Raw genomic sequence first — 19,560 nt, 5'->3', positions numbered from 1 at the left:
CCCATGAGGTCCAGCACCGCACCGCCCGCGAGGTCGGCGCCTCGCGGGAATCCGCCGACCATGACGGCTCGCCCGCCGCCGGCAGCCGCGACAGCGGTTGCGTCGCCGCCTCGCGCAGGGAGTCGCCGGGAGCATGCCGGTCCGGCAGGAGCGGCCCGCGTGAAGATCAGGGGCTCACCGGCCCGCGTGTCAGTTCCTCGAAGCAGGGATGGACACTTGTTCCGTCCGGGGAGGGCGACAGATGTCCGGAGGAGAGACGACGTGCGACTTCGCTGTGCGGTGCTGGACGACTTCCAGGGTGTGGCCACCGAGTTGGCCGACTGGTCGGTGATCGAGGACGAGGTGGAGGTCGTACCGCTGCGGGAGCACCTGGACGGCGAGGACGCCCTCGCCGCAGCGCTCGCGGACTACGACATCGTCGTCACGCTGCGCGAACGCGTCCCCTTCCCGGGCTCCCTGCTACGCCGCCTGCCCCGGCTGAAGCTGCTCGTCGCCTCCGGCATGCGCAACACCGTGATCGACTACGCCGCTGCCGAGGCGCGGGGCGTCACCGTGTGCGGTACGGCCAGTTCGGGCACTCCGCCGGTCGAGATGACCTGGGCGCTGCTGCTCGGTCTGGCCCGCGGGATCGTCGAGGAGAGCACCGCGCTGCGCACCAACGGCCCCTGGCAGTCCACCGTCGGCGCCGACCTGCACGGCCGCCGGCTGGGCCTGCTCGGACTCGGCCGGATCGGCAGCCGGGTGGCCAGGGTCGGGCTGGCCTTCGGCATGCGGGTAGGTGCCTGGACCCCGGGCCTCACCAAGGAGCGCGCGGAGGAGGCCGGCGTCGAACCGGCCGCCTCCAAGGAGGAGTTGCTCGCGGACAGCGACTTCGTCTCCGTCCACGTCGCGGCAGGCGGGAGCACCCGGGGACTCGTCGGCGCCGCCGAACTCGCCCTGATGAAACCGACCGCCTACCTGATCAACACGTCCCGCGCGAGCGTCGTCGACCAGGACGCCCTGCTGGCCGCGCTGCACGGGGGCCGGATCGCGGGTGCCGGCGTGGACGTCTTCGACATCGAGCCGCTGCCCGCCGACCACCCGATGCGCACCGCTCCCCGGCTCCTCGCAACCCCCCACCTCGGTTACGTGTCGCACGCCAACTACACGACGTATTACCGCCAGGCGGTGGAGGACATCCAGGGGTACCTGGCCGGGTCTCCGATACGGCTCCTGCCTTGAGCCCCGCCCCGTGACACGTGCCCGGGAGGTGTACGGCGCGGACGCCGGTTGCTGAGCCCCGTACAACTGCGGCCCTGTCCATCACAGCCCCCCCCTCTCCATCACCGGCTGCTCAGAGCGGCTCGCAGACGAGCCCCGTCAGGGCTTTTCGGGCTTGCGGGCCAGCAGGCAGGCGTGCGGTCTGTTCACCCGTCCGCCAGGCTCCTGCTCGAGCCTCGCGGTGACGACGAGTCCGGCCTGCTCCAGCAGGCCGATCACGCGGTTCAGGGGCAGGAGATACGACTCGTAGGACACGGGATGGCCGTAGCCCTGGGTCGGCCGCAGCCGTTCGTCGCCGACATAGTCTCCCCAGAGCAGGTAGCCGCCGGGCGCGAGCGTGCGGTGGAACTCGGCGAACACCGTCGGCAGCCACTGCGGGGGCGTGTGGTGGGTGGAGTACCAGGCCAGGATGCCGCCGAGCTCGTCGTCCCCCATCTCCAGCGCGGTCATCGAGCCCGTGGTGAACCGCAGGTTCGGATAGGCGTGCCGGGCCAGCCCGATCATCTGCGGTGACAGATCGACGCCGAAGGCGGATACTCCCAGGCCGGCCAGGTGCGCCGTCACGCGGCCGGGGCCGCATCCCAGGTCCGCGACCGGCCCCGTACCGGCCGTCCGCACGAGTTCGGCGAACCCCGCCAGCATCGCGCGGGACAGCGGGTCCAGCGCGGCTGGAGGGGGGACGCGTTCGACGTAATCGGCGGCGACCGTGTCGTACGACTCGCGGACGGCGGTCAGAAAAGAGGGCTCGGCCATGCGGGCGACCCTAGACCGGAGAACTGACAGACCATGGCACGACCTTGACATGCAGGACCTTGACCGATCTGGTCAACACACCACGGAAACTGGCGGCGGCGGCCGTCGCCTTGCTGACGCAGGGTCCCGGCGAGCAGACCGACGCGCGGCTGGACCAGCTGTTCGCCGAGCACACCCCGGAGCGGCAGCGCATGATGCTGCGGTAGGCCTACGGCCAGTGACGGACGCCGGACGGCGATACGGCGGCACGGCGATACGGCGGCACACAGAAGAGCGCCGGACCCTCCCCGCGGTCGTGGGAGTGGTCCGGCGCTGTCCATGAGCGTGCGGCGCGGCCGGTCAGAGCGCCTTGCTGTTGCACCCCATGTCCGAACCGAGGTGGGTCTCCTGCGCGCCCGGGTTGCCCTCGCCGTTCAGCAGGTTGCCCGCCAGGCCGTTGACGGCGCCGACGCTGCCGAGCACATCGATGTTCATGTCGTGCGAGCGGCACTCGATGCCCTGGGTGACGTCGAGGTCGTCATGGCCCGGCTCACCGTGGGCGAAGGCGGTGTTGAGGCCGAGCGAACCGACACTGCCGAGGACGGCAGCACCCACGAGGACGGCCTTGTGGAACTTGCGCATTACTTCTCCGTTGGTCGAGCGAATGCGATCTGCGCGTCACGAGTGGCAGATCGAGTGGGGACGGCGGACATCGCTGCGCGCGATCAGCCGATTCGGGGAAGGCCCAGCTGGCCGACGGGAGGCGCCGCTACCTGTCCGAGGCCGAGCGGGGCCACCTGCGGTTCGTCCGGCGCGACCAGCGGGTTGACGAGCGGGTTCACCTGAGGGTTCACCTGCGGGTTCACCTGGGGGGCGACATGCGGCGGGGCCTCCGTGGCGCCGAAGGTCTGGGGCACGGCCACCTGCGGCGCGACCCGCGGCATGACCTCGGGCGCCGACTGCGGGCTGACCTGCGGCACGACCTGCGGGGCCGACTGCTGGGGCGCGGCGGCCTGCGGCGCGGCGTACGACGGGCCGGAGGCCTGCGCGACGCCTCCCGAGGAGGCCGTGGCGCTGGCGCTGGCGGCGTGCACCTGCGGCGGCGCCTGCGGAGGCGGAGGGGCCTGCATCACCGGCGGGGCGTACGGCTGCGGAGCGGCGGCCTGCGCGGCACCCGTCGAGCGGGACACCGCCTCGGCCTGGGGACCGCCCGGCTGCGGTGCGTACTGGGGAGCCGCGTACTGCGGCGGCGCGTACTGCGGCGGCGCGTACTGGGGAGCGGCGTACTGCGGCGGCGCGTACTGGGGCGGCGCGTACTGCGGCGGCGCGTACTGGGGAGCGGCGTACTGCGGCGGCGCGTACTGGGGCGGCGCGTACTGCGGCGGCGGGTACTGGGGAGCCGCGTACTGCGGTGCGGGGTACTCAGGAGCCGACGCTGGAGCGGCACCGCTGTACCCCGCGGGATAGTCGGCGGCCTGGCTGACGCCGGCGCCGATGGCGGACAGACCGCCGGCCGCTGCTGCGACGAGCGCGGCCTTGTGAAGCTTGCGCATGGAACCCTCGGCCCTTCAAATACCTGTACAGGGAAATCCGTTGTATTCGGTGCGGTCTCGCGTGCGTACGGTGTGATGGTCGTACTGCACCGCCAAAGGGATAACTCCTGGGCTGCACGCGGACTTACGCCGGAGCCGGCAGCGAATTCCCTTGCCCTCCGTGATCCATGATCGCTGCCCTCTCCCAGCTGGCAACGACTTCTCCCCCGTCCCGGTCACGGGACGCGAAACGGCGTCACCCATTTGCCATTGACCGCCGGATGCGCCGGACCAGGATCGCAGAGGGGGCCGGAACAGGCCGTCGAGGCACACAGAGCCTGGGGCAAATGGGTGACCGGGGCCCGGTGTCCGTATCCGTTTCGCCGTTCGTCTCGTTCCCCACTGGGCCAGGGCGATGGTCCGCCGCAGCCGTACAGGGCAGCAGGAAACAGCAATACCTACACCAACTCCCCAGCATTTCCCGTACGTTCCGAGCACAGGTCAATGAAGGGCCGAGGGTTTCATGCGCAAGCTTCACAGGGTCGCGCTCGTCGTCGCAGCAGCCGGCGGTCTGTCCGCCGTGGGCGCCGGCCCGAGTTCCGCCGCTCCCGACTACAGCGGTGGCGTCCCGCTCCCCGTCTCGCAGCCGGACGCCCAGGCGGCTTCGGCGACCTCCTCCCAGGCCAGCGTGCAGACTTACGGCTCACCGGCCCCGTATGCGGCCCCGCAGCGGGGTGCCGAGGTCACCCCGCAGGTGAACCCGAACCTGAGCCCGCAGCTCAACCCGCAGATCTCCCCCCAGGCGGCCCCGCGGCCGGGAGGTGGCCTCACGGGCCAGACCAACCTCTTCCGCCCGTCGCAGGAATGCAGCCCGCAGTCCCTGCTCAACGCGGCCGTCCCGGTCGCCCTGCTCGCCGCGTCCGAGACCCACGGCATCGAGTGCAGCCAGGCCAACTACCAGTCGAACGCGCTCGCCCACGCCAGCGCGCACTAGGACCAGGGGACGGCCGCAGGCCGACGCCCGCGCGGGCCCTTCGAGGAGCACCCTCGAAGGGCCCGCTGGTATGCGATACGGCTTTCGGGTGCTTTTACCGGGAGATCAAAAAACCGGCGCGTCGCTGTCCGTTTTGGGTTATTTCCTATTAATCTCCGTGACTGTAAGAAAGCGATCTGTGACAGATCGTGACCCCTTCACTCCACCGGAGAAGACATGCACAAGCTTCGCAAGGCCGCCGTCCTGATCGCCGCCGTCAGCAGCATCGGACTCGTCGGCGGCACCGCCCACGCCGGCGGCCAGGAAGGCGGCGGCAAGGGCGGGGAGGGCGGACGCTTCAGCGTCCTGCAGAGCTCCAACTGCAAGTCGCACGACCTGAACCTGGACGTGCTCGGCGAGGTCGGCATCCTCAACGGCCTGCTGGGCAACGCGCTCAACGGCGAGGGCGACCCGGGTGCCCAGGCCACCCACATCGGCTCGACCATGGGCTGCAACAACAGCGCGTTCTAAGCGGGCCGTCGCACCGTCGACAAAACAGAAAATAATCCCGGCACCGAGCCTCAGGCTCGATGCCGGGCCCTTTTTTGTGCAGCAATGAGCATTCAGGGTGACAAGGAATTCCGAATTCGGCGCGTCGCTGGTTGTCCTCGGTATTTCCTATTAGCCTCCGTAACCGCACGAAGTCGATCTCTCACAGATCGCAACCACTTCACTCTCACCGGAGAAGACATGCACAAGCTGCGCAAGGCTGCCGTCCTGGTCGCCACCCTCGGGAGCGTCGGACTCCTGAGCACCGGCGCCGCCCACGCCGACCAGGGCTGGGGCAAGGGCGGGAACGGCACCCGCTTCAGCGTCCTGCAGAGCACCACCTGCAGGTCCCACGACCTCAACGCCGATGTCCTCGGCGAGGTCGGCATCGCCAACGGCCTGGGCGGCAACCTGCTGAACGGCGAAGGCGCCCCCGGCGCCCAGTCGTCGAACCTCGGCTCGTCGATGGGCTGCAACAACAGCGTCGGCAAGTAAGCCGGACTCTCGTCCCCGGTGCCCGGCCACAGGCCGGGCACCGGGGACTTCTCATGTACCGCACCCGAAAAGCGAAATGCCGGACCGGGAACGATTCCGGTCCGGCAGCTGCCGGTCGCGCATCAGAACGCGAAGTGAGGCCTGTCGAAGCGGGGCCTCTTGAAGCCCTTGGGCAGCTTCACATGGTTGGAGCAGTCCAACACCTGCCCGACCTCCTCGGATCCGCCGTGCAGCAGCTGGTCATCGGGAAACACCACGCGCGACCGGTCGGCCGTCAGGCAGTCCCGGGTCTGGTTGATGACGTGCTTGCCGTGGTCGTCGCTGCGGGTGTCGCTCTTGCGCATGCAGACGACGCCGCCCGTGGCGGTGGTCCTGCACTCGCCGCCGGGTTCACCGGCGTGCGCGTGTGCGGCGCCGGCACAGATCACGGCGAGGCTTCCGACCAGTCCCGAGATGGTCGCGACCTTCTGTCGAGTGAACATGTCTTGCGTTCCTTTGCAATTGAGCGCAGGAGGCGAGCCGGCGCCGGTATTGGTGCAGCCCGGACGCGCTCCCTTAGGGATCTGCCGCGCGTCCGGGCTGCCTTCGCATAGGGGGTTACTCAGCACATCGGTGGACAAGCCGAGTTGGTCCGGGACAGGAGGTCCGAGTCTGTGCGATGTGCCTGTCGTACGTGACTACTGGGCGTCAGTCGGGGCGGCGTACTGGCCGTAGCCCTCCTCGCCGCCCTTCTCGCCCTTGTCGCCCTTCTCGCCCTTCTCGCCCTTCTCGTCGGAGTTGTCCCACGTGGCCACGGCGTTGGCCGACGAGTTGGCCACAGCGGTGATCGTCGGAGGGGTGCTGTCGTGGTCCTGGTCCTGGCCGCCGGCGAAGCTGACGCCGATGCCGAGGGTGGACAGACCCGCAACCGCCGCCATTACGACCGCAGCACGCTGAAACTTACGCATGGTTGACCCTTTCTTAACCCGGGCGGACAGCCCTGGTTTGACTACGTGCTGTGAGCTTATACATACAGTCCGTAGCAATTTGGGATCTTCGCTCCATACGTCGTGTCGGCTTACCGCACTGCGTCCACCAGAAGTTCCGCCCCGGACACTCAGGTCAGACCGGGCAACTCCACCTTGCCGTCAGCCCTGTCGGGCGCACCTGACGTCGTGTTGGAACAGGTGACCTGTGGTCCGATCTTCACACTGCCGCCCCCCAGGGCGGCGGGCATGGTGAAGGGCTCCGTCGGCAGGCAGTTCTCGTAGTGGGGGATCGCGCCGTCCTCGGGAATCTCACCCTGGATCCGCTGAACACAGGTGACGTTGCCCAGGATGTCCTTGGTGCAGGTACCCGGGCCGGCCGCGGTGTGCGCCTGGGCCACCCCGGCGCAGGTCGCGGCGAGGCCGCCGATGAGCCCCGAGACGGCCGCGATCTTCTTCGTGCTGAACATGGCTTGCGTTTCCTTTGTGAGGGGCGCCGCGCACCGTGCGCCACCAACCGGGCGTGAAGGGAACCCTCCGGGAAGGGCCCGAAGGGTTCCACGGAAGGCGTCGTACGTGCTGACGCCGTCGACCTCAGCCAGAGAAAGCGTTGTTGAACTGACCGCAGGTGGTGTCCAGGGTCTGAGCAAGTCCGAGCACGCCGATGGGGAGATCGTTCTCGGCCACCGTCTGCGGGCTGCACTCCTGGTAGGGGCGGTAGAGGTCGTTGACCTCCAGCCCGCCGCGCTCATGAGCGTAGGCGGTACCGGCGCCGGCACCGATGGCGGACAGACCGCCGGCCGCCGCCACTGCTGCGATCACGACCTGCTGAAGCTTGCGCATGGAACCCTCGGTTCTTCATTGCTTGACGTCGAGGCTGATTGCCTACCGTGACTTAGCGAACACTAGCAGTAGCCAAGTGCGGTATTCCACTTTGGCGGATATCCGTGTCTAAAAGGGGACATGAGCGCTCGGGTTCTTCCGGAGAACGACAACTGTCGCCGCAGCGCTGCGGATTGACGTCGGATGTCCCAACGCGACGGGAGAAAAGGGCAGTTGTTCGCGGACCGGCCGCACACGCTGCCCACCCGGTATTACGAAAATGTCGGTTCCACGGTCCGATGACGGCGTTCCGCCGGCACCGACACCACGAGGTCCCGCAATCCTTCGATGTAGCGCCGCATGTTCTTGTACGCGACGTCGTTGTCCGGGTAGCGGCAGGCGAACCACAGGCCCTCGTGCAGCCGGGTGACCCAGGCGCACACCTGGTCGCCGTACGACACCCGGATCAGCCCGTACGCCTTCTGCTCGGCCCAGCGGGCCGAGCCGGGGATGAGGCGGGCGTCCGCGTACGAGACGATCGAGTACATGTCGGGCGACGTCGGCCGGAAGTCCGCGCCGAGCAGGCGCAGTACCCGGGCCAGCGGAATGCGCGCCAGCGACCGGTTGGCCTGCAACTCGGCGCGGACCGCGGTGAGTGCGCCGTCGAAGTCCCCTGTGGTGGGCACCTCGATCGGTGCGCCGCCGACGTACCAGCCCACGGAGTCCGACCACGCCGACTTCACCCGGGTGTGGAAGGGCACCACCGTACGGTAGACCGGCTGACCGCCGAGCTGGTGCACCAGCAGGCTGGTCGCGGCCAGCACGCCCACCATGCTGCCTCCGTAGGGCCGGCAGTACGTCTCGAACGCGGCGGCGGCGTCCGCGTCGACGAGCGGCTCGCGCAGCAGCTTCTGGGTGGGCAGTACGCCACCCGGTCGCAGTCCGAGATCGACGGGGAAGTCGGGGAGCTTCCCGCCGCACCGGGCGATGAACTCCCGCCAGCGGGCGACGATCGCGTGGGTGCCGTCGATGTCGTCCGCGTTCGACCGTTCCTGCTCGCAGAAGTCGACGTAACTGCCCACGGGCGTACCGGTCGTGGACCGGCCCGTGGTGCCCGCCAGGTACAACTCCTGGATCTCGTCCGGGATGCGGTAGAGGGAGTAGGCGTCGACGTTGGTGTGGTCGAACGCCAGGTACACGCTGGTGGAGTCGTCGCGCACGACGGCCGCGTAGATGAAGTTCGGCCAGCCGAGCGCGTCGGCCGCGACGTCGAATCGGTCCTGCAGGTAACGGACCAGCGTGTCCGCGTCGGCGAAGTCACCGACGACCTCGCGGCGCAGAGCCACGTCGTCCTCGTCGAGGGTGAACCGGTGCATGTCGTCACCGGTCCACCTGAAGCCGCTGCGCAGCGTCTCGTGCCGCAGTGTCCAGCCCCGCAACGCCTTTTCCAGCGCGTCGAGGTCGGCTCGGCCGGGCAGATCGAACGACGCACCGATCCAGGTCGGCACGAACAGACCGTCGTCGCGCACCGAGCGCGCGGTCCTGATGTGCGACTCCTGGATGTACGCCGGCGGCCGCGGGTCGGGGGGCAGCGCTGCCGCGGCCGCGACCGTCGCCGGGCTGAACGTCCACTCGACGAGCCGTCCGGGCCGGACTTCGCAGCGCTGAATGTCAGAAATTCGCACGGGGGCGTCTCCTTCGCAGAAGACTCAGACTTGATCACGGGGGAGCCGTGCGCGAGCGGCGGTCGCCGTGTCGCCGGCTTTTCAGCGGGACGTGTGAGGTCTCGAACGGCGAAGCGAGCGGCGTGGGTTCGCGGTACGCCGAGAAGAGCGCCGGCACCTCGCGCGGCGGAGCTCCTCCCCGGCGGCCATTCCGGAACCGGTCTCACTCGTACCGGTAGATCCCGCTGAGGTCCTCGAGCTCGTCGGGGGTCACGTCCCACGGCGGCAGCCGCTCGTGCCGGGCCACGATCCGGCCGTGCTCGGCGTCGTGCGGCCCGGGCGGCTCGGCCGGGAGATAGCGGTGGCCGCGGTGGCGCCGCTGCCAGTGGGTCCACTGCAGGTCGACGAAGGCGTGGTGCAGCCAGAAGACCGGGTCGTTGGGGGAGGCGCCACCGACCATCACCCCGCCGATCCACCGGTGCACCCGGTTGTGGTTGCGCCAGGAGACGCGGCCCCGGCCTTTCCCCCATCCCTCCAGCTTGTTGCGGAACCCCTTGGTGACCGTCGAGTTCCAGGGCGCCGTGTCGTACACCGGATCGGCCAGCGCCGCCTCCACGTCCTGGGCGGTCGGCAGCTGGATCGGGTTGACGTGGTGGCCCAGATCGCGGGTGAGGTAGGGCACGTCGGTCACGTTCTCGGTGATCTTCCAGTGGCCCGCACGGTAGGCGAACGGGCCGCTCATCACCTGCCGGTCCGAGGGCCGCCCGTTGCCGCCCATCAGATCGTCGGTCCAGGGCAGGGAGGTGGCCGTGCGGTCCCGGGTCCAGTCCCAGTACGGCACCGTCACCGAGTCGTCCACCCGGCGCAGCGCCCGCTCCAGCTCCAGCACCAGCTTGCGGTGCCAGGGCAGGAAGGAGGGCGCCATGTGGGCGGTGCGCAGCCCGCCTTCACCGTCGGGGGCGTTGTACTCCATGTGCATCCGCACGAACTCGTCGTACTCGCCGCGCCGTTTCATCTCCAGCAGGGCCTCAACGAACCGGCGCCGCTCGGTACGGCTCAGCTTGCCGACGTTCTTACGCGTGTACGCCATGCCCGCCTCCCCCGTGCGCCGGCGCCCCGCCCATCGGTCCCGGCGCCAGGTCGCGCAGGTGCTCGTCGGGGCCCAGTTCGTCGACCGCCGCGCGGGCCGCGGCGAGCGGGGTGGGGTACGAGCGGTAGTGGTCGACCATGGTCAGCCAGCTGCCGTCGGCGCGGCGCATCAGGTCCAGTGGGCGGCCGTCGATCGTGACCTCCCACTGAGCCGTGGCGGCCCGGCGGCCGGTGCGGACCTCGACGCCGCGGATGTGGCGCCCGCGGTAGGTCTCGTCGAAGGCGCCGGTCCGCCGGCTGTCGTCCGGGGTGTTCGGTGGCCGCTCGCAGGCCGCGGCCGCCGGGGCGAGCGCGACGCCGGCGGCCGAGGCGAGCAGCCTCCGCGCCACCTCCCGCCGGGTGCTCTCCGCTGGCCGCGCTCCGCCCGCGACCGGCGCTCCGCGCTGCCCGCCCACGGGGGCCGGGCCGACCTCTGGAACCATCGTTCCCTCCTCGTCCGGTCAGGTGTCCGAAGCGGTAACCGCCGGACGGCCCTCCCGGTCACCGCAGTGCGGCCGGACCGGTGACGAGAGCGCGGGGTCCTGCGCCGAAACGACAGGGTCGCCGGAGGGCTCAGCTGGTCCAGAAGTCCCACCAGCGGGTCAGGATCAGCATGCCGACGACCCCGGTGTGCAGCAGCGGCAGCACCCAGGTGAACTCGGCGAAAAAGGTCCGCAGCGGTGCCGGTGCGGGCAGGAAGCGGTGCAGTACGGCGAACGAGGTGACGTACCAGAACATGACGATCGTGGCGACCCACGCCAGACAGCACCACAGGCACAGCGCGTTGATCCGGTACAGCGACTCGAACTGCAGCCACGACACGAACCCGATCCCGAACAGACAGCCCGCGTCGAAGGTCAGCCAGTACCAGCGGGGGAAGGCGGCGCCGGCCAGCAGGCTCATGCCCAGGCAGATCACGACGCCGTAGGCGACCAGACCCAGCATCGGGTTGGGGAAGCCGAAGACCGAGGCCTGCGCGCTCTTCATGACACTGCCGCAGGACACCACCGGGTTGAGGCTGCACCCGGGCGTGAAGTGCGGGTTCTTCAGCAGCTCGAACTCGTCGAGTGTGATGACCCAGGAGGCCAGCAGCCCGGCCGCGCCGGTGAGGACCAGGAGGAGACCGAGGCCACGGCCGCCGACCGCCGCCCGGGTCGTCTGCGCCGACGCCATCAGGCGCCCGGGCCGAGGGCAGGGAGAACGCAGTGGGCCGCGTCCGTGCCGGCCCGCCCGGCGCGGCACTCGACGGCCGGCCGCGGTCGCCGGGCGTCCCGGGACTGCGGGGGCACGACCGCCCGGCCCGGCCGGACCGTCGGGCCCGGCCGGGCGGGACTGCCCTGACCGGCGGGGCGGAAGAAGCGCGTGTCGCCGGGGGTGGAGGTCACCGCGCGACCTTATCGGCACCCCCCGGGACGGCTCGGCCGGCAGCTCACCCGACCGGTGGAACGCGCCCGGCGCTCCACACGATCGGGGGACCCGGGGTGGGCGTGCGGTGCCGCCGCCAGCCCTTCCCGCAGCACACGAACGCCCGACGCCGTGCCCGACGGGCCGAGGCCCGGCCCGGCCCGGACTGGACAGGGCAGGACCGGACACTCCCGGGCAGGCGGCCCCGGACCAGACAGACCCCGGCAGCCGACATGCCCCGGACCGGACAGGCGCGGATCGAACACCCCGGGCCACACAGGCCCGGAGCGGACACGTCAGGGCGGGTTCGGGCGGGTCGGTATCGGAAAGGCCCGTACGGACAGGCCCGGTCGGGTTCGGACGGGCCGCGGGCCAGGGCCGGTCCGGCAGGTCCGGCCCGTCCGGCCCGGAGCGGACAGGCCAGAACCGGACCGGCCGGCCGAACGGCCCGGGACCGGAGAGGCCCGGCACCACACAGGCCGCGGAGCAGCCGGGGCCCGGACGGGCCAAAACCGGGCATTCCCGGGCAGGCGGCCCCGGACCAGACAGGCCTCGGGAGCCGACATGTCCCGGACCGGACGCCCCGGAGCCCACGCCTGAAGCAAGCACGCCGGCGGACCAAGACGCGCCAGGACCAGGCCCGCACCGGACCGGACAGGCTCCGAACCAAGACACGCCAGGACCGGACACCCGGGACCGGACAGGCCCGGATCGAACACCCCGGACCACACAGGTCCGGAGCGGACACGTCAGGGCGGGTTCGGGCGGGTCGGTATCGGAGAGGCCGGTATCGGAGAGGCCCGTACCGGACCGGACGGGTCGCGGGTCAGGGTCGGCCCGGCAGGTCCGGCCCGCGCGCGGCGTCGCGCACGTACTCGCCGCCGCCGCAGGGGCATGGGATCGCCGGGCCGCGTTGCCGGAGCCCGGCGCTCATGCTTCCCCGTGGTCGCAGCAGGCCCGTCCGCTTCCTCGCTCGGCCTCCGGGCGGGCAGGCGGGAGCACGCGCCACGCGGCTAGAGGCCCAGCAGGGAGGCGAGGAGGCCCAGGAGGCCGGACAGGACTCCGTGGGACGCTCCGGTCACCTGGTCGCCGTCGCCGTCGGTGGCGGCCTTCTGCAGGGTGTCCAGCGCCTTGTCGAGTGTGGCCTGCGCGTCCTTGACGTTGTCGGCCTGTGCCTTGGCGTCCCCGCCGGTGGGCGTCGAGGTGGCCGGAGCCGCCGCGGCCGCCTTCGCCACGGCGTCCTTGGCGGCCTTGACGAGCTTGGTCGCCTGGTCGGCGGAAAGCTGGCCCTTGTCGGCCTTGAGCACGGCGTCGAGCAGAGTCTTGACCGGCTCGAGCACGGTACCGAAGTGCCCGAGGCTGTTGACCTGGGTGAGGACTTCGTCCGCACCGGGGGCGGGCGCCTGGGCGGTGGCCCGGGTGCGCTCCGGGGTCGAGTCGGCCGCGAAGGCGGCCGGGCCGGTGACGCCGGCCAGAAGGGCTGCGCAGAGTGCGGTGGAGGCGATGCGCCGAACGGGTGGAACCCGCATGGACGTTCCTTTCGCTGGTGAACGGGATCTTGTGCCCACCGTGAAATCGCCCACCGCCCCCCGCAACCGATCAAGCGCGTTCCGGTGAACCGCCCGTCCATTCGGGGCACGAGGTCCGCACGCCGGGCCCATTGACCATCCCCTACGCGTGAGTAAGTTGACTCTTCGGTAAGTCCGCGTGAGCCGAGCCCGACCGGGAGCCGTCATGGGCGTACGCAGGGACCTGAAACGCGCTCAGCGGCGCACCGACCTGGCGGCGCGTGCGCACACCGAGCTGATCAGGGACGAGAGCGGCACGGTGCGCGAGGTCCGTACCGCCCCGCTGGCGCCGCGCGGCTCCGGCGGCGGCATCGCCGACATCCCCTTCACCAACGCGCGGGAGGCCCCCGGCTCCGTGGTCCTACGCCGCCGGCAGAACGGCACCTGGCGCCCGGTGACCGCCGAGGCCTTCGCCCGCGAGGTCACCGCCGTCGCCAAGGGACTGATCGCGGCCGGTCTCGAACCGGGAGGCCGCGTCGCCGTGATGTCCCGCACCCGTTACGAGTGGGCGGTCCTGGACTTCGCGGTCTGGGCCGCCGGCGGTCAGGTCGTCCCGGTGTACGCCACCTCGTCCGCCGAGCAGGTGGAGTGGATCGTCCGCGACTCCGGCGCCCGTCTCGTCCTCGCCGAGACGGCCGAGAACGCCGCGACGGTCACCACCGGCACGGCCCGCCACCCCGCACCGCCGCGCGTCCTCACCCTCGACGCGGACGCGCTCGCCGACCTCACCGCGCTCGGCCGGGACATCCCCGGCGAGGAGGTCACCAAGCGCCGTACGGCCCTGACACCCGATGCGGTGGCCACGATCTGCTACACCTCCGGCACCACCGGACGGCCCAAGGGCTGCGTCCTCACCCACGCCAACCTGTACGCCGAGGCCGCCAACACGGTCGAGCTGCTCCACCCGGTCTTCAAGGAGGTCACCGGTCAGGTCGCGGCCACCCTCCTGTTCCTGCCGCTCGCGCACATCCTGGGCCGCACCCTGCAGATCGCCTGTCTGCTGGCCCGCATCGAGCTGGGCCACTGCCCCAGCCTCAAGCCCGACGAACTGCGCCCGATGTTCCGGGAGTTCCGGCCCACCTTCCTGGTCGGTGTGCCGTACCTCTTCGAGAAGATCCACGACACCGGGCGCGCCACCGCCGAGCGGATCGGCCGGGGTGCCTCCTTCGACCGCGCGGACCGCGTCGGGGTGCGCTTCGGGGAGGCGTACCTCGGCAAGTTCCTCGGCACGGGCAAGGGGCCGGGGATCGGCCTGTACGCGGCCTGGGCGCTGTACGACCTGCTGGTCTACCGGCGCATCCGCAAGGAGCTCGGCGGCCGGATGCGCTACGCCATCAGCGGCGGCTCCCCGCTCGACCGCGACCTCAACCTCTTCTTCTACGCGGCCGGCATCATCGTCTACGAGGGCTACGGCCTGACGGAGACGAGCGCCGCCGCCACCATCGTCCCGCCGCTGAAGCCGCGTCCCGGCACGGTCGGTCTGCCGGTGCCCGGCACCGCGGTCCGCATCGCCGACGACGGGGAGGTCCTCGTCCAGGGCGGGGTGGTCTTCGGGTCGTACTGGAACGACCCGGCGGCCACGGACGCGGTGCTCACCGACAACTGGTTCGCCACCGGCGACCTCGGCTCCCTCGACGACGACGGGTATCTCACCATCACCGGCCGCAAGAAGGACATCCTCGTCACCTCCGGCGGCAAGAACGTCTCCCCGGCCGTCCTGGAGGACCGCCTGCGCAGCCGCCCGCCCGTCGGCCAGTGCCTCGTCGTCGGCGACCGGCGCCCCTTCGTCGCCGCCCTCGTCACGCTCGACCCCGAGGCGGTCGCCCACTGGCTGTCGGTCCGCGGACTGCCCCCGGACACGCCGATGTCGGAGGTGGTCCGGGATCCACGGATGCGCGCCGAGGTGCAGCGAGCCGTGGACCACGCCAACGAGGCCGTCTCACGCGCGGAGTCGATCCGTGCCTTCTTGCTCGTCGAGGGCGAGTTCAGCGAGGAGAACGGGCTGCTGACCCCGTCCCTGAAGGTCAGGCGGCAGGCGGTGGCGGCCGCGTACGCGCGGGAGATCGACGAACTGTACGGCGGATGAGCCTTTCGGGCAGCACAGAAGTGCCGTTCGGGTGAATTAACCGTCATATCCCCTGTTCCGGTTACTTCGGGTGTCCATATCTCGTTCACAGTCTGCAGGTCGTGGCACGCGTGACGCCCCCGTCATCGGGCTCCGTGGCCGGCTTCCGATTCCCCCTGAGAGGAAGACAACGAGAGTGCGACAGACCCTGAGCAAGGGATTGGTCGTGGCTGCCGCCGCGACAAGCGCCCTGTCTCTGTACACCCCATGGGCGTTCGCCGACTCCGATCCGTTTTCGGCGGTGACGGACGCACACGCCGCTGCGCTGTCGGCCACCACGGCCGGCGACGACGGGGCCGATGAGGATTTCCCGGGCATGGCCAGCGCCATGAGGGCGATCGAGCAGGCGCAGGACGCCGTGCGGATGGCCCACAGGGAGGCACGGATCGCGGAGGAGGCCGCCCCCGAGTCCGGGCCGGGCCCCGAGCGCTCCTCTGAGGATTCCGGCAGCTACGGCGAGGACGACAAGCCGAGTCACAAACCCTCCAAGAGCTACGGCGACGACGACAAGTCGGACCACGGCAAGAGCTACGGCGACGACGACAAGTCGGACCACGGCAAGAGCTACGGCGATGACGACAAGTCGAGCTACGGGAACTCCGGGAGCTACGGCGACGACGACAAGTCGAGCTACGGGAACTCCGGGAGCTACGGCGACGACGAGCACTGCGGGTGCTACGGCGAGGAGGAGAAGCCGCCGCACCGGCACGTCCCGCCGCCCCACAAGCCGCACAAGCCGCCGCACAAGCCGGAGCACCACGAGCCGCACCACCACAAGCCGCCGGAGATGGCCCACACCGGCGCGGAGGGCACTCTCGGGGCCGCGGCCGCCGGCGGGATGCTGCTGGCCGCCGGAACCGTGCTGTACCGGCGGGGCCGCAGGGCCGCGTCGCAGAAGTAGTTCACCGGGTGCCGGACGCCTCGCGTCCGGCACCCGCCGTCTTCCCCCCCGGTGGCCGGACTCCCCCGGTCGCCGTCTCCTTTTGTTCCGGCGGAGATCAGGTCACGTTCGGCTGTCGAGGGCGTCGAGCAGTTCCGCCGACTGAGGTGAGGCGACCTTGCGGACGAAGTACATCCGGGAGGCTTCGATCGCCGGGAGATCGGCGAGGGCCCTCGTGCCCCTCAACTGCCGCTCCAGATAATGAAAGTTGGTGAAGTCGGCGGTGACGCGCCCGGCGCGTGGCCGCAGTACCGGGTCCTCCACCTCGTCGCGCCAGCCGCTGTTCCAGACGAGCGTGTGGAAGAACATCTCGTCGGGCGCGTGCGTCGTACGGAACAGGTTCTCCCAGCGGGGGTCCTCGGCCTTGCCCAGGAGGTCCGCGACGCAGTCGGCGGTCAACGCCGTCCACTGGCTGCCCGCCACCGGCTCGATGTCACCGAACACGGAGGGCCTGCGCCGGGGGGTCAGCTCCGAGATCGCTCTGCGCAGCAGGGCGCGGGGAAGGTAGGTCGGGCCCGGTCCGGTCGGCACGGCGTCGAGACACCAGCGCTTGAGGACGCGGCCGGCGGTCTCCTTGTCGTCGAGCACCCCGGCCGCCCGGCAGTGCTGCCGGAACGGCGCCGAAGCGAGGTACTCGGCGAACTCGCCCACCGGCCGGGCGGGATAGCACTGCCCGGACAGCAGGACGATGTGCTCGGAAGGCCGCGCGACCTCGAGGGCCGTGCGGTACAGGGCGAGCGTGGCGCGGACGACCGAGAAGCCTCCCCATCGCACCGCGACGCGGTCGCGGACGTGGGTGGTGCGGGGCACCCCCTCGAAGTCGGCGCCCCGGGACCGTGCGTCCACGTGGACGACCACCGGGTAGGGCGCCAGGCGCTCGACCAGCCGGGCGAACAGCGCGGGCTCGGTGTGGGCGAGCACGGCGAATACCGGCATCGTTCTCTCCTCCCTCGGTGGTACCTGCTTCTCCCCACGGTGTTCGGGAGGCCGTTCGGTCGGTCGTGGGCTCGCTGACGCCCGGGAAGGATGTCCCCCGGACAGCGCGTCGCCACAGGCCTCACCGGCACCACCCGGTGAGGCCGGGGAGGGAGGCCGCGCCCACGTCACACGGCGTGGCCCAGCGGCATGCTGAAGCGCACGGGCTGAAACATCTCGGCATAGCCGCAGCCGACCCTGCTGCCGTGCAGGACGGCACGGGCGCGGACCGCCTCGGCGCCCAGCTCACGACGTGTGCCGATCTGCGAGGCGTGCGCCGCGAGGAGAGCGGTCTTTCGGTCGATCACCGGGCTGACGTCCACGCTGATGCCGGACGACAGCAGGGGTGAGCGGGGGGACTCGTACAGCAGGACGTTGTCCAGGCGTCGTACGGCGATGCTGACGGCCTGGTGCGTCCTGACGTGGTCCTGGTGGATGTCCTCCGGCAGATGCGTGTAGACCAGGTCCGGCGCCGCGTTCGCGATCTCCTCCTCGAGGCGGCTCACCAGGACGCGAAGGTCCCCGAGTTGACCGTCGGGGCGGTGCAGCATGACCGTCTTCGCCCCCAGGAGCTGCGCGGCGTGCTCCTGCTCGGAGGCACGCACCACGGCGTCCCCGGCGAGGGCTCCGTCGCTGACGATGACGAGGGTGATCGAGGCGCCCTGCGCCGCGTGCCGCAAGAGGGCACCTCCACAGCCGAACTCGATGTCGTCCGGGTGGGCTCCGACCGCCAGCACTCTCTTCCACATAAGCGCCCCTAAAGATGCGGCTGATGGTTCGTCAATGGCCTCATCGTACTCATGCGCTGGGATTCGTTACGTATATTCCATAGATACCTTTCGCGTGTCTTCGTCACCGAACACAACCTCATACGTAATGGCCATGTTTTGTGAGGAATGCCTGATATAAGTAGTGGCCGATGAGAACGGCTGGCGCTTCTAAGGAGAGCCATGGGGCGGTCCACCAACGTGGTGTCTGGGCAGGCGCCCTTCTCCACGCCGTACACACCTGCTCACGGCGACGGCACCCGGGCCCCCGGGTACGGCGCGCTTTCCGTCTGTGTGGATTTCGTCGGCGCGGGGCTGCCTGTGACGGAGGCGGTCCTCCAGGGCGGAGAGCCGCGTGCGCTGCTCGTGGCGGGTGCCGCGGCCGTGTTGTGGCCCCTGATCGGAGTGGCGAGCAGACGCTACGCGTCCGGGGTCTGGGCCGACGCGGTCGATCTGCGGGCCGTGCTGAGGGACTGGCTGATCCTGGTCGGCGCCCTGGCCGTGCTCCGGGTGCTGTGCGGCCCGGACGACGGCCACATCGAGGCGTTCACCGCGCTGCTGCCGGTGCTGTTCCTCACCGCGACCTGCCAGAAGGTGATCCACCGCCGGCTGCGGGCCGCGCGCAGGGACGCCCGCGCACTGCGTCGCGTCCTGGTCGTCGGCGAAGGCCCTCTCGTGGACGCCGTGGTCGAGCAGCTCGCCCAGCGCACCGACCACGGGTACGTCGTCGTCGGCGCCTGCGCGGTGGGCGCGGCCCCGGTGTCCTCGGGGGTCGCCGTGTGCGAACGGCTGACCGACGAGGCGCCCCAGGCACCGGAGGCGGACACGGCGGGGGTCCTCGCCGCCGTCGACGAACTCGCGGCCGATCTGGTCTTCGTGGCGGTGAGCCGCCACATGGCGGGCGAGCGGCTGCGCCGGCTGTCGTGGGCGCTGCACGACCGGGGCTGCCCCCTCGTCGTGCTGCCCGGCATCGTCGACGTGGCACGTCGCCGACTGCGCGCGACCTCGGCCGCCGGACTGACGATGCTGCACATCGCCCCGCCCCCGCGCCACGGGCTTCCGGCACTGCTCAAGGCCGTCGTGGACCGCGTGGGCGCCCTGCTGCTGATCGTCCTTCTGTCCCCCGTGCTTCTCGCGGTGGCACTGACGGTACGGATCAGCTCGCCCGGGCCCGCCCTGTACCGGCAGACGCGGGTGGGCCGGTACCACACGCCCTTCCCCATGTGGAAGTTCCGCACCATGGTGGTGGGTGCGGACCTGCTCCAGAGCGAGCTGGAAGAGGCGAACGAACACGACGGGCACATGTTCAAGATGCGGCGCGACCCCCGCATCACCCCCGTCGGCCGCTTCCTGCGCCGCCACTCGCTCGACGAGCTGCCCCAGCTGTTCAACGTCCTGCTCGGCCACATGTCCCTGGTCGGGCCGCGTCCCCCGCTGCCCGAAGAGGTCGTGAAGTACAACCCGGTGGAAAGGCGCCGACTCGCCGTCAAGCCGGGGCTGACGGGGCTGTGGCAGGTGAGCGGACGAGCGGATCTCTCCTGGAACGAGACCGTCGCGCTCGATCTGCGGTACATCGACAACTGGTCCCTGGCCGGGGACGTCAACGTGATGGCACGCACCGTGCGCGCGGTACTGGACGGCCAGGGCGCCTACTGAAAGGT

Annotated in this window: 23 protein-coding genes; 8 read left to right on the top strand and 15 right to left on the bottom strand. The window is 70.7% G+C overall.

Annotated elements, in window-relative coordinates; translation table 11 throughout:
- Positions 1-261: 261 nt before the first annotated feature.
- Positions 262-1,221: a D-2-hydroxyacid dehydrogenase family protein gene (locus FB563_RS20240; protein ID WP_055705013.1), complete on the top strand. Its 960-nt coding sequence runs from the start codon at positions 262-264 to the stop codon at positions 1,219-1,221.
- A gap of 138 nt (positions 1,222-1,359) precedes the next feature.
- On the opposite strand, the gene FB563_RS20235 is transcribed toward FB563_RS20240, so the two are convergent.
- Positions 1,360-2,013, bottom strand: a complete 654-nt coding sequence (locus FB563_RS20235; protein WP_055705014.1) for a class I SAM-dependent methyltransferase — start codon at positions 2,011-2,013, stop codon at positions 1,360-1,362.
- A gap of 59 nt (positions 2,014-2,072) precedes the next feature.
- Here FB563_RS20235 and FB563_RS43015 point away from each other — a divergent pair, with 59 nt between their 5' ends.
- The gene (locus FB563_RS43015; RefSeq protein WP_159045460.1) at positions 2,073-2,219 is read left to right on the top strand and encodes a hypothetical protein; all 147 of its coding nucleotides are present in this window, start codon (positions 2,073-2,075) and stop codon (positions 2,217-2,219) included.
- Between the two features lie 133 nt (positions 2,220-2,352).
- Here the strand turns inward: FB563_RS43015 and FB563_RS20230 are convergent, their stop codons facing one another.
- Complete coding sequence (locus FB563_RS20230; protein WP_055705015.1) at positions 2,353-2,634, bottom strand: hypothetical protein; 282 nt, start codon at positions 2,632-2,634, stop codon at positions 2,353-2,355.
- 83 nt (positions 2,635-2,717) lie between these two features.
- Positions 2,718-3,545 (bottom strand): hypothetical protein, encoded by an 828-nt coding sequence (locus FB563_RS20225; RefSeq protein ID WP_055705016.1) that lies wholly within the window; start codon positions 3,543-3,545, stop codon positions 2,718-2,720.
- 502 nt (positions 3,546-4,047) lie between these two features.
- Here FB563_RS20225 and FB563_RS20220 point away from each other — a divergent pair.
- The 3 genes from FB563_RS20220 (at position 4,048) to FB563_RS20210 (ending at position 5,541) form a co-directional block, all read left to right on the top strand.
- The gene (locus FB563_RS20220; protein ID WP_055705017.1) at positions 4,048-4,518 is read left to right on the top strand and encodes a hypothetical protein; all 471 of its coding nucleotides are present in this window, start codon (positions 4,048-4,050) and stop codon (positions 4,516-4,518) included.
- Between the two features lie 216 nt (positions 4,519-4,734).
- On the top strand, positions 4,735-5,028 hold the full coding sequence (locus FB563_RS20215; protein ID WP_055705018.1) for a hypothetical protein: 294 nt from the start codon (positions 4,735-4,737) through the stop codon (positions 5,026-5,028).
- A gap of 219 nt (positions 5,029-5,247) precedes the next feature.
- Positions 5,248-5,541 carry a hypothetical protein gene (locus FB563_RS20210; RefSeq protein ID WP_055705019.1) on the top strand — a complete coding sequence of 98 codons (294 nt, stop codon included), beginning with the start codon at positions 5,248-5,250 and terminating at the stop codon, positions 5,539-5,541.
- 122 nt (positions 5,542-5,663) lie between these two features.
- On the opposite strand, the gene FB563_RS20205 is transcribed toward FB563_RS20210, so the two are convergent.
- From FB563_RS20205 to FB563_RS20165, 10 genes are all read right to left on the bottom strand, one after another.
- A complete protein-coding gene (locus FB563_RS20205; protein WP_063797042.1) occupies positions 5,664-6,023 on the bottom strand; it encodes a hypothetical protein in 360 nt (119 codons plus the stop codon).
- Between the two features lie 195 nt (positions 6,024-6,218).
- A complete protein-coding gene (locus FB563_RS43010; RefSeq protein WP_159045461.1) occupies positions 6,219-6,488 on the bottom strand; it encodes a hypothetical protein in 270 nt (89 codons plus the stop codon).
- A 149-nt stretch (positions 6,489-6,637) separates the two neighbouring features.
- A complete protein-coding gene (locus tag FB563_RS20200) occupies positions 6,638-6,976 on the bottom strand; it encodes a hypothetical protein (protein WP_055705021.1) in 339 nt (112 codons plus the stop codon).
- Positions 6,977-7,100: 124 nt separating this feature from the next.
- The gene (locus FB563_RS20195; protein WP_055705022.1) at positions 7,101-7,349 is read right to left on the bottom strand and encodes a hypothetical protein; all 249 of its coding nucleotides are present in this window, start codon (positions 7,347-7,349) and stop codon (positions 7,101-7,103) included.
- 251 nt (positions 7,350-7,600) lie between these two features.
- Positions 7,601-9,013 (bottom strand): condensation domain-containing protein, encoded by a 1,413-nt coding sequence (locus FB563_RS20190; RefSeq protein ID WP_055705023.1) that lies wholly within the window; start codon positions 9,011-9,013, stop codon positions 7,601-7,603.
- 202 nt (positions 9,014-9,215) lie between these two features.
- Positions 9,216-10,082, bottom strand: coding sequence for a tyrosinase family protein (locus FB563_RS20185; RefSeq protein ID WP_055705024.1), 867 nt, complete (start codon positions 10,080-10,082; stop codon positions 9,216-9,218).
- Positions 10,066-10,563 (bottom strand): tyrosinase family oxidase copper chaperone, encoded by a 498-nt coding sequence (locus tag FB563_RS20180; RefSeq protein WP_055705025.1) that lies wholly within the window; start codon positions 10,561-10,563, stop codon positions 10,066-10,068. Before FB563_RS20180 ends, FB563_RS20185 begins: the two co-directional genes overlap by 17 nt.
- A gap of 130 nt (positions 10,564-10,693) precedes the next feature.
- Positions 10,694-11,293, bottom strand: coding sequence for a vitamin K epoxide reductase family protein (locus tag FB563_RS20175; RefSeq protein WP_055705026.1), 600 nt, complete (start codon positions 11,291-11,293; stop codon positions 10,694-10,696).
- Entirely contained in the window at positions 11,293-11,505 is a 213-nt protein-coding gene (locus FB563_RS20170; RefSeq protein WP_055705027.1) for a hypothetical protein, read from the bottom strand. The genes FB563_RS20175 and FB563_RS20170 overlap by 1 nt, the downstream gene beginning before the upstream one ends.
- 1,032 nt (positions 11,506-12,537) lie before the next feature.
- A complete protein-coding gene (locus FB563_RS20165) occupies positions 12,538-13,053 on the bottom strand; it encodes a hypothetical protein (RefSeq protein WP_055705028.1) in 516 nt (171 codons plus the stop codon).
- A 205-nt stretch (positions 13,054-13,258) separates the two neighbouring features.
- On the opposite strand from FB563_RS20165, the gene FB563_RS20160 reads away from it, so the two are divergent.
- Positions 13,259-15,178 carry an AMP-dependent synthetase/ligase gene (locus tag FB563_RS20160; protein WP_055705029.1) on the top strand — a complete coding sequence of 640 codons (1,920 nt, stop codon included), beginning with the start codon at positions 13,259-13,261 and terminating at the stop codon, positions 15,176-15,178.
- 280 nt (positions 15,179-15,458) lie between these two features.
- Positions 15,459-16,118, top strand: coding sequence for an LPXTG cell wall anchor domain-containing protein (locus FB563_RS20155; RefSeq protein ID WP_159045462.1), 660 nt, complete (start codon positions 15,459-15,461; stop codon positions 16,116-16,118).
- A 102-nt stretch (positions 16,119-16,220) separates the two neighbouring features.
- On the opposite strand, the gene FB563_RS20150 is transcribed toward FB563_RS20155, so the two are convergent.
- Positions 16,221-17,093, bottom strand: a complete 873-nt coding sequence (locus FB563_RS20150) for a beta-1,6-N-acetylglucosaminyltransferase (protein ID WP_055705031.1) — start codon at positions 17,091-17,093, stop codon at positions 16,221-16,223.
- 167 nt (positions 17,094-17,260) lie between these two features.
- Complete coding sequence (locus tag FB563_RS20145) at positions 17,261-17,881, bottom strand: PIG-L deacetylase family protein (protein ID WP_079048634.1); 621 nt, start codon at positions 17,879-17,881, stop codon at positions 17,261-17,263.
- Positions 17,882-18,082: 201 nt separating this feature from the next.
- On the opposite strand from FB563_RS20145, the gene FB563_RS20140 reads away from it, so the two are divergent.
- The gene (locus FB563_RS20140; protein ID WP_199832752.1) at positions 18,083-19,555 is read left to right on the top strand and encodes a sugar transferase; all 1,473 of its coding nucleotides are present in this window, start codon (positions 18,083-18,085) and stop codon (positions 19,553-19,555) included.
- Positions 19,556-19,560: the final 5 nt, after the last annotated feature.

Origin of the sequence: Streptomyces puniciscabiei (genome assembly GCF_006715785.1) — a bacterium.
Lineage (GTDB): Bacteria > Actinomycetota > Actinomycetes > Streptomycetales > Streptomycetaceae > Streptomyces > Streptomyces puniciscabiei.
The sequence above is the reverse complement of the archived record's forward strand: the minus strand, read 5'-3'. Positions and strand labels throughout refer to the sequence as shown.

Excerpts from the sequence above, each read along its gene's own strand:
- FB563_RS20175 (WP_055705026.1), bottom strand. The coding sequence starts at position 11,293 with ATGGCGTCGGCGCAGACGACCCGGGCGGCGGTCGGCGGCCGTGGCCTC.
- FB563_RS20225 (WP_055705016.1), bottom strand. The coding sequence starts at position 3,545 with ATGCGCAAGCTTCACAAGGCCGCGCTCGTCGCAGCAGCGGCCGGCGGT.
- FB563_RS20195 (WP_055705022.1), bottom strand. The coding sequence starts at position 7,349 with ATGCGCAAGCTTCAGCAGGTCGTGATCGCAGCAGTGGCGGCGGCCGGC.
- FB563_RS20235 (WP_055705014.1), bottom strand. The coding sequence starts at position 2,013 with ATGGCCGAGCCCTCTTTTCTGACCGCCGTCCGCGAGTCGTACGACACG.
- FB563_RS20165 (WP_055705028.1), bottom strand. The coding sequence starts at position 13,053 with ATGCGGGTTCCACCCGTTCGGCGCATCGCCTCCACCGCACTCTGCGCA.
- FB563_RS20185 (WP_055705024.1), bottom strand. The coding sequence starts at position 10,082 with ATGGCGTACACGCGTAAGAACGTCGGCAAGCTGAGCCGTACCGAGCGG.
- FB563_RS20145 (WP_079048634.1), bottom strand. The coding sequence starts at position 17,881 with ATGTGGAAGAGAGTGCTGGCGGTCGGAGCCCACCCGGACGACATCGAG.
- FB563_RS20220 (WP_055705017.1), top strand. The coding sequence starts at position 4,048 with ATGCGCAAGCTTCACAGGGTCGCGCTCGTCGTCGCAGCAGCCGGCGGT.
- FB563_RS43010 (WP_159045461.1), bottom strand. The coding sequence starts at position 6,488 with ATGCGTAAGTTTCAGCGTGCTGCGGTCGTAATGGCGGCGGTTGCGGGT.
- FB563_RS20205 (WP_063797042.1), bottom strand. The coding sequence starts at position 6,023 with ATGTTCACTCGACAGAAGGTCGCGACCATCTCGGGACTGGTCGGAAGC.
- FB563_RS20230 (WP_055705015.1), bottom strand. The coding sequence starts at position 2,634 with ATGCGCAAGTTCCACAAGGCCGTCCTCGTGGGTGCTGCCGTCCTCGGC.
- FB563_RS20200 (WP_055705021.1), bottom strand. The coding sequence starts at position 6,976 with ATGTTCAGCACGAAGAAGATCGCGGCCGTCTCGGGGCTCATCGGCGGC.
- FB563_RS20140 (WP_199832752.1), top strand. The coding sequence starts at position 18,083 with ATGGGGCGGTCCACCAACGTGGTGTCTGGGCAGGCGCCCTTCTCCACG.
- FB563_RS20180 (WP_055705025.1), bottom strand. The coding sequence starts at position 10,563 with ATGGTTCCAGAGGTCGGCCCGGCCCCCGTGGGCGGGCAGCGCGGAGCG.
- FB563_RS20160 (WP_055705029.1), top strand. The coding sequence starts at position 13,259 with ATGGGCGTACGCAGGGACCTGAAACGCGCTCAGCGGCGCACCGACCTG.
- FB563_RS20215 (WP_055705018.1), top strand. The coding sequence starts at position 4,735 with ATGCACAAGCTTCGCAAGGCCGCCGTCCTGATCGCCGCCGTCAGCAGC.
- FB563_RS20150 (WP_055705031.1), bottom strand. The coding sequence starts at position 17,093 with ATGCCGGTATTCGCCGTGCTCGCCCACACCGAGCCCGCGCTGTTCGCC.
- FB563_RS20210 (WP_055705019.1), top strand. The coding sequence starts at position 5,248 with ATGCACAAGCTGCGCAAGGCTGCCGTCCTGGTCGCCACCCTCGGGAGC.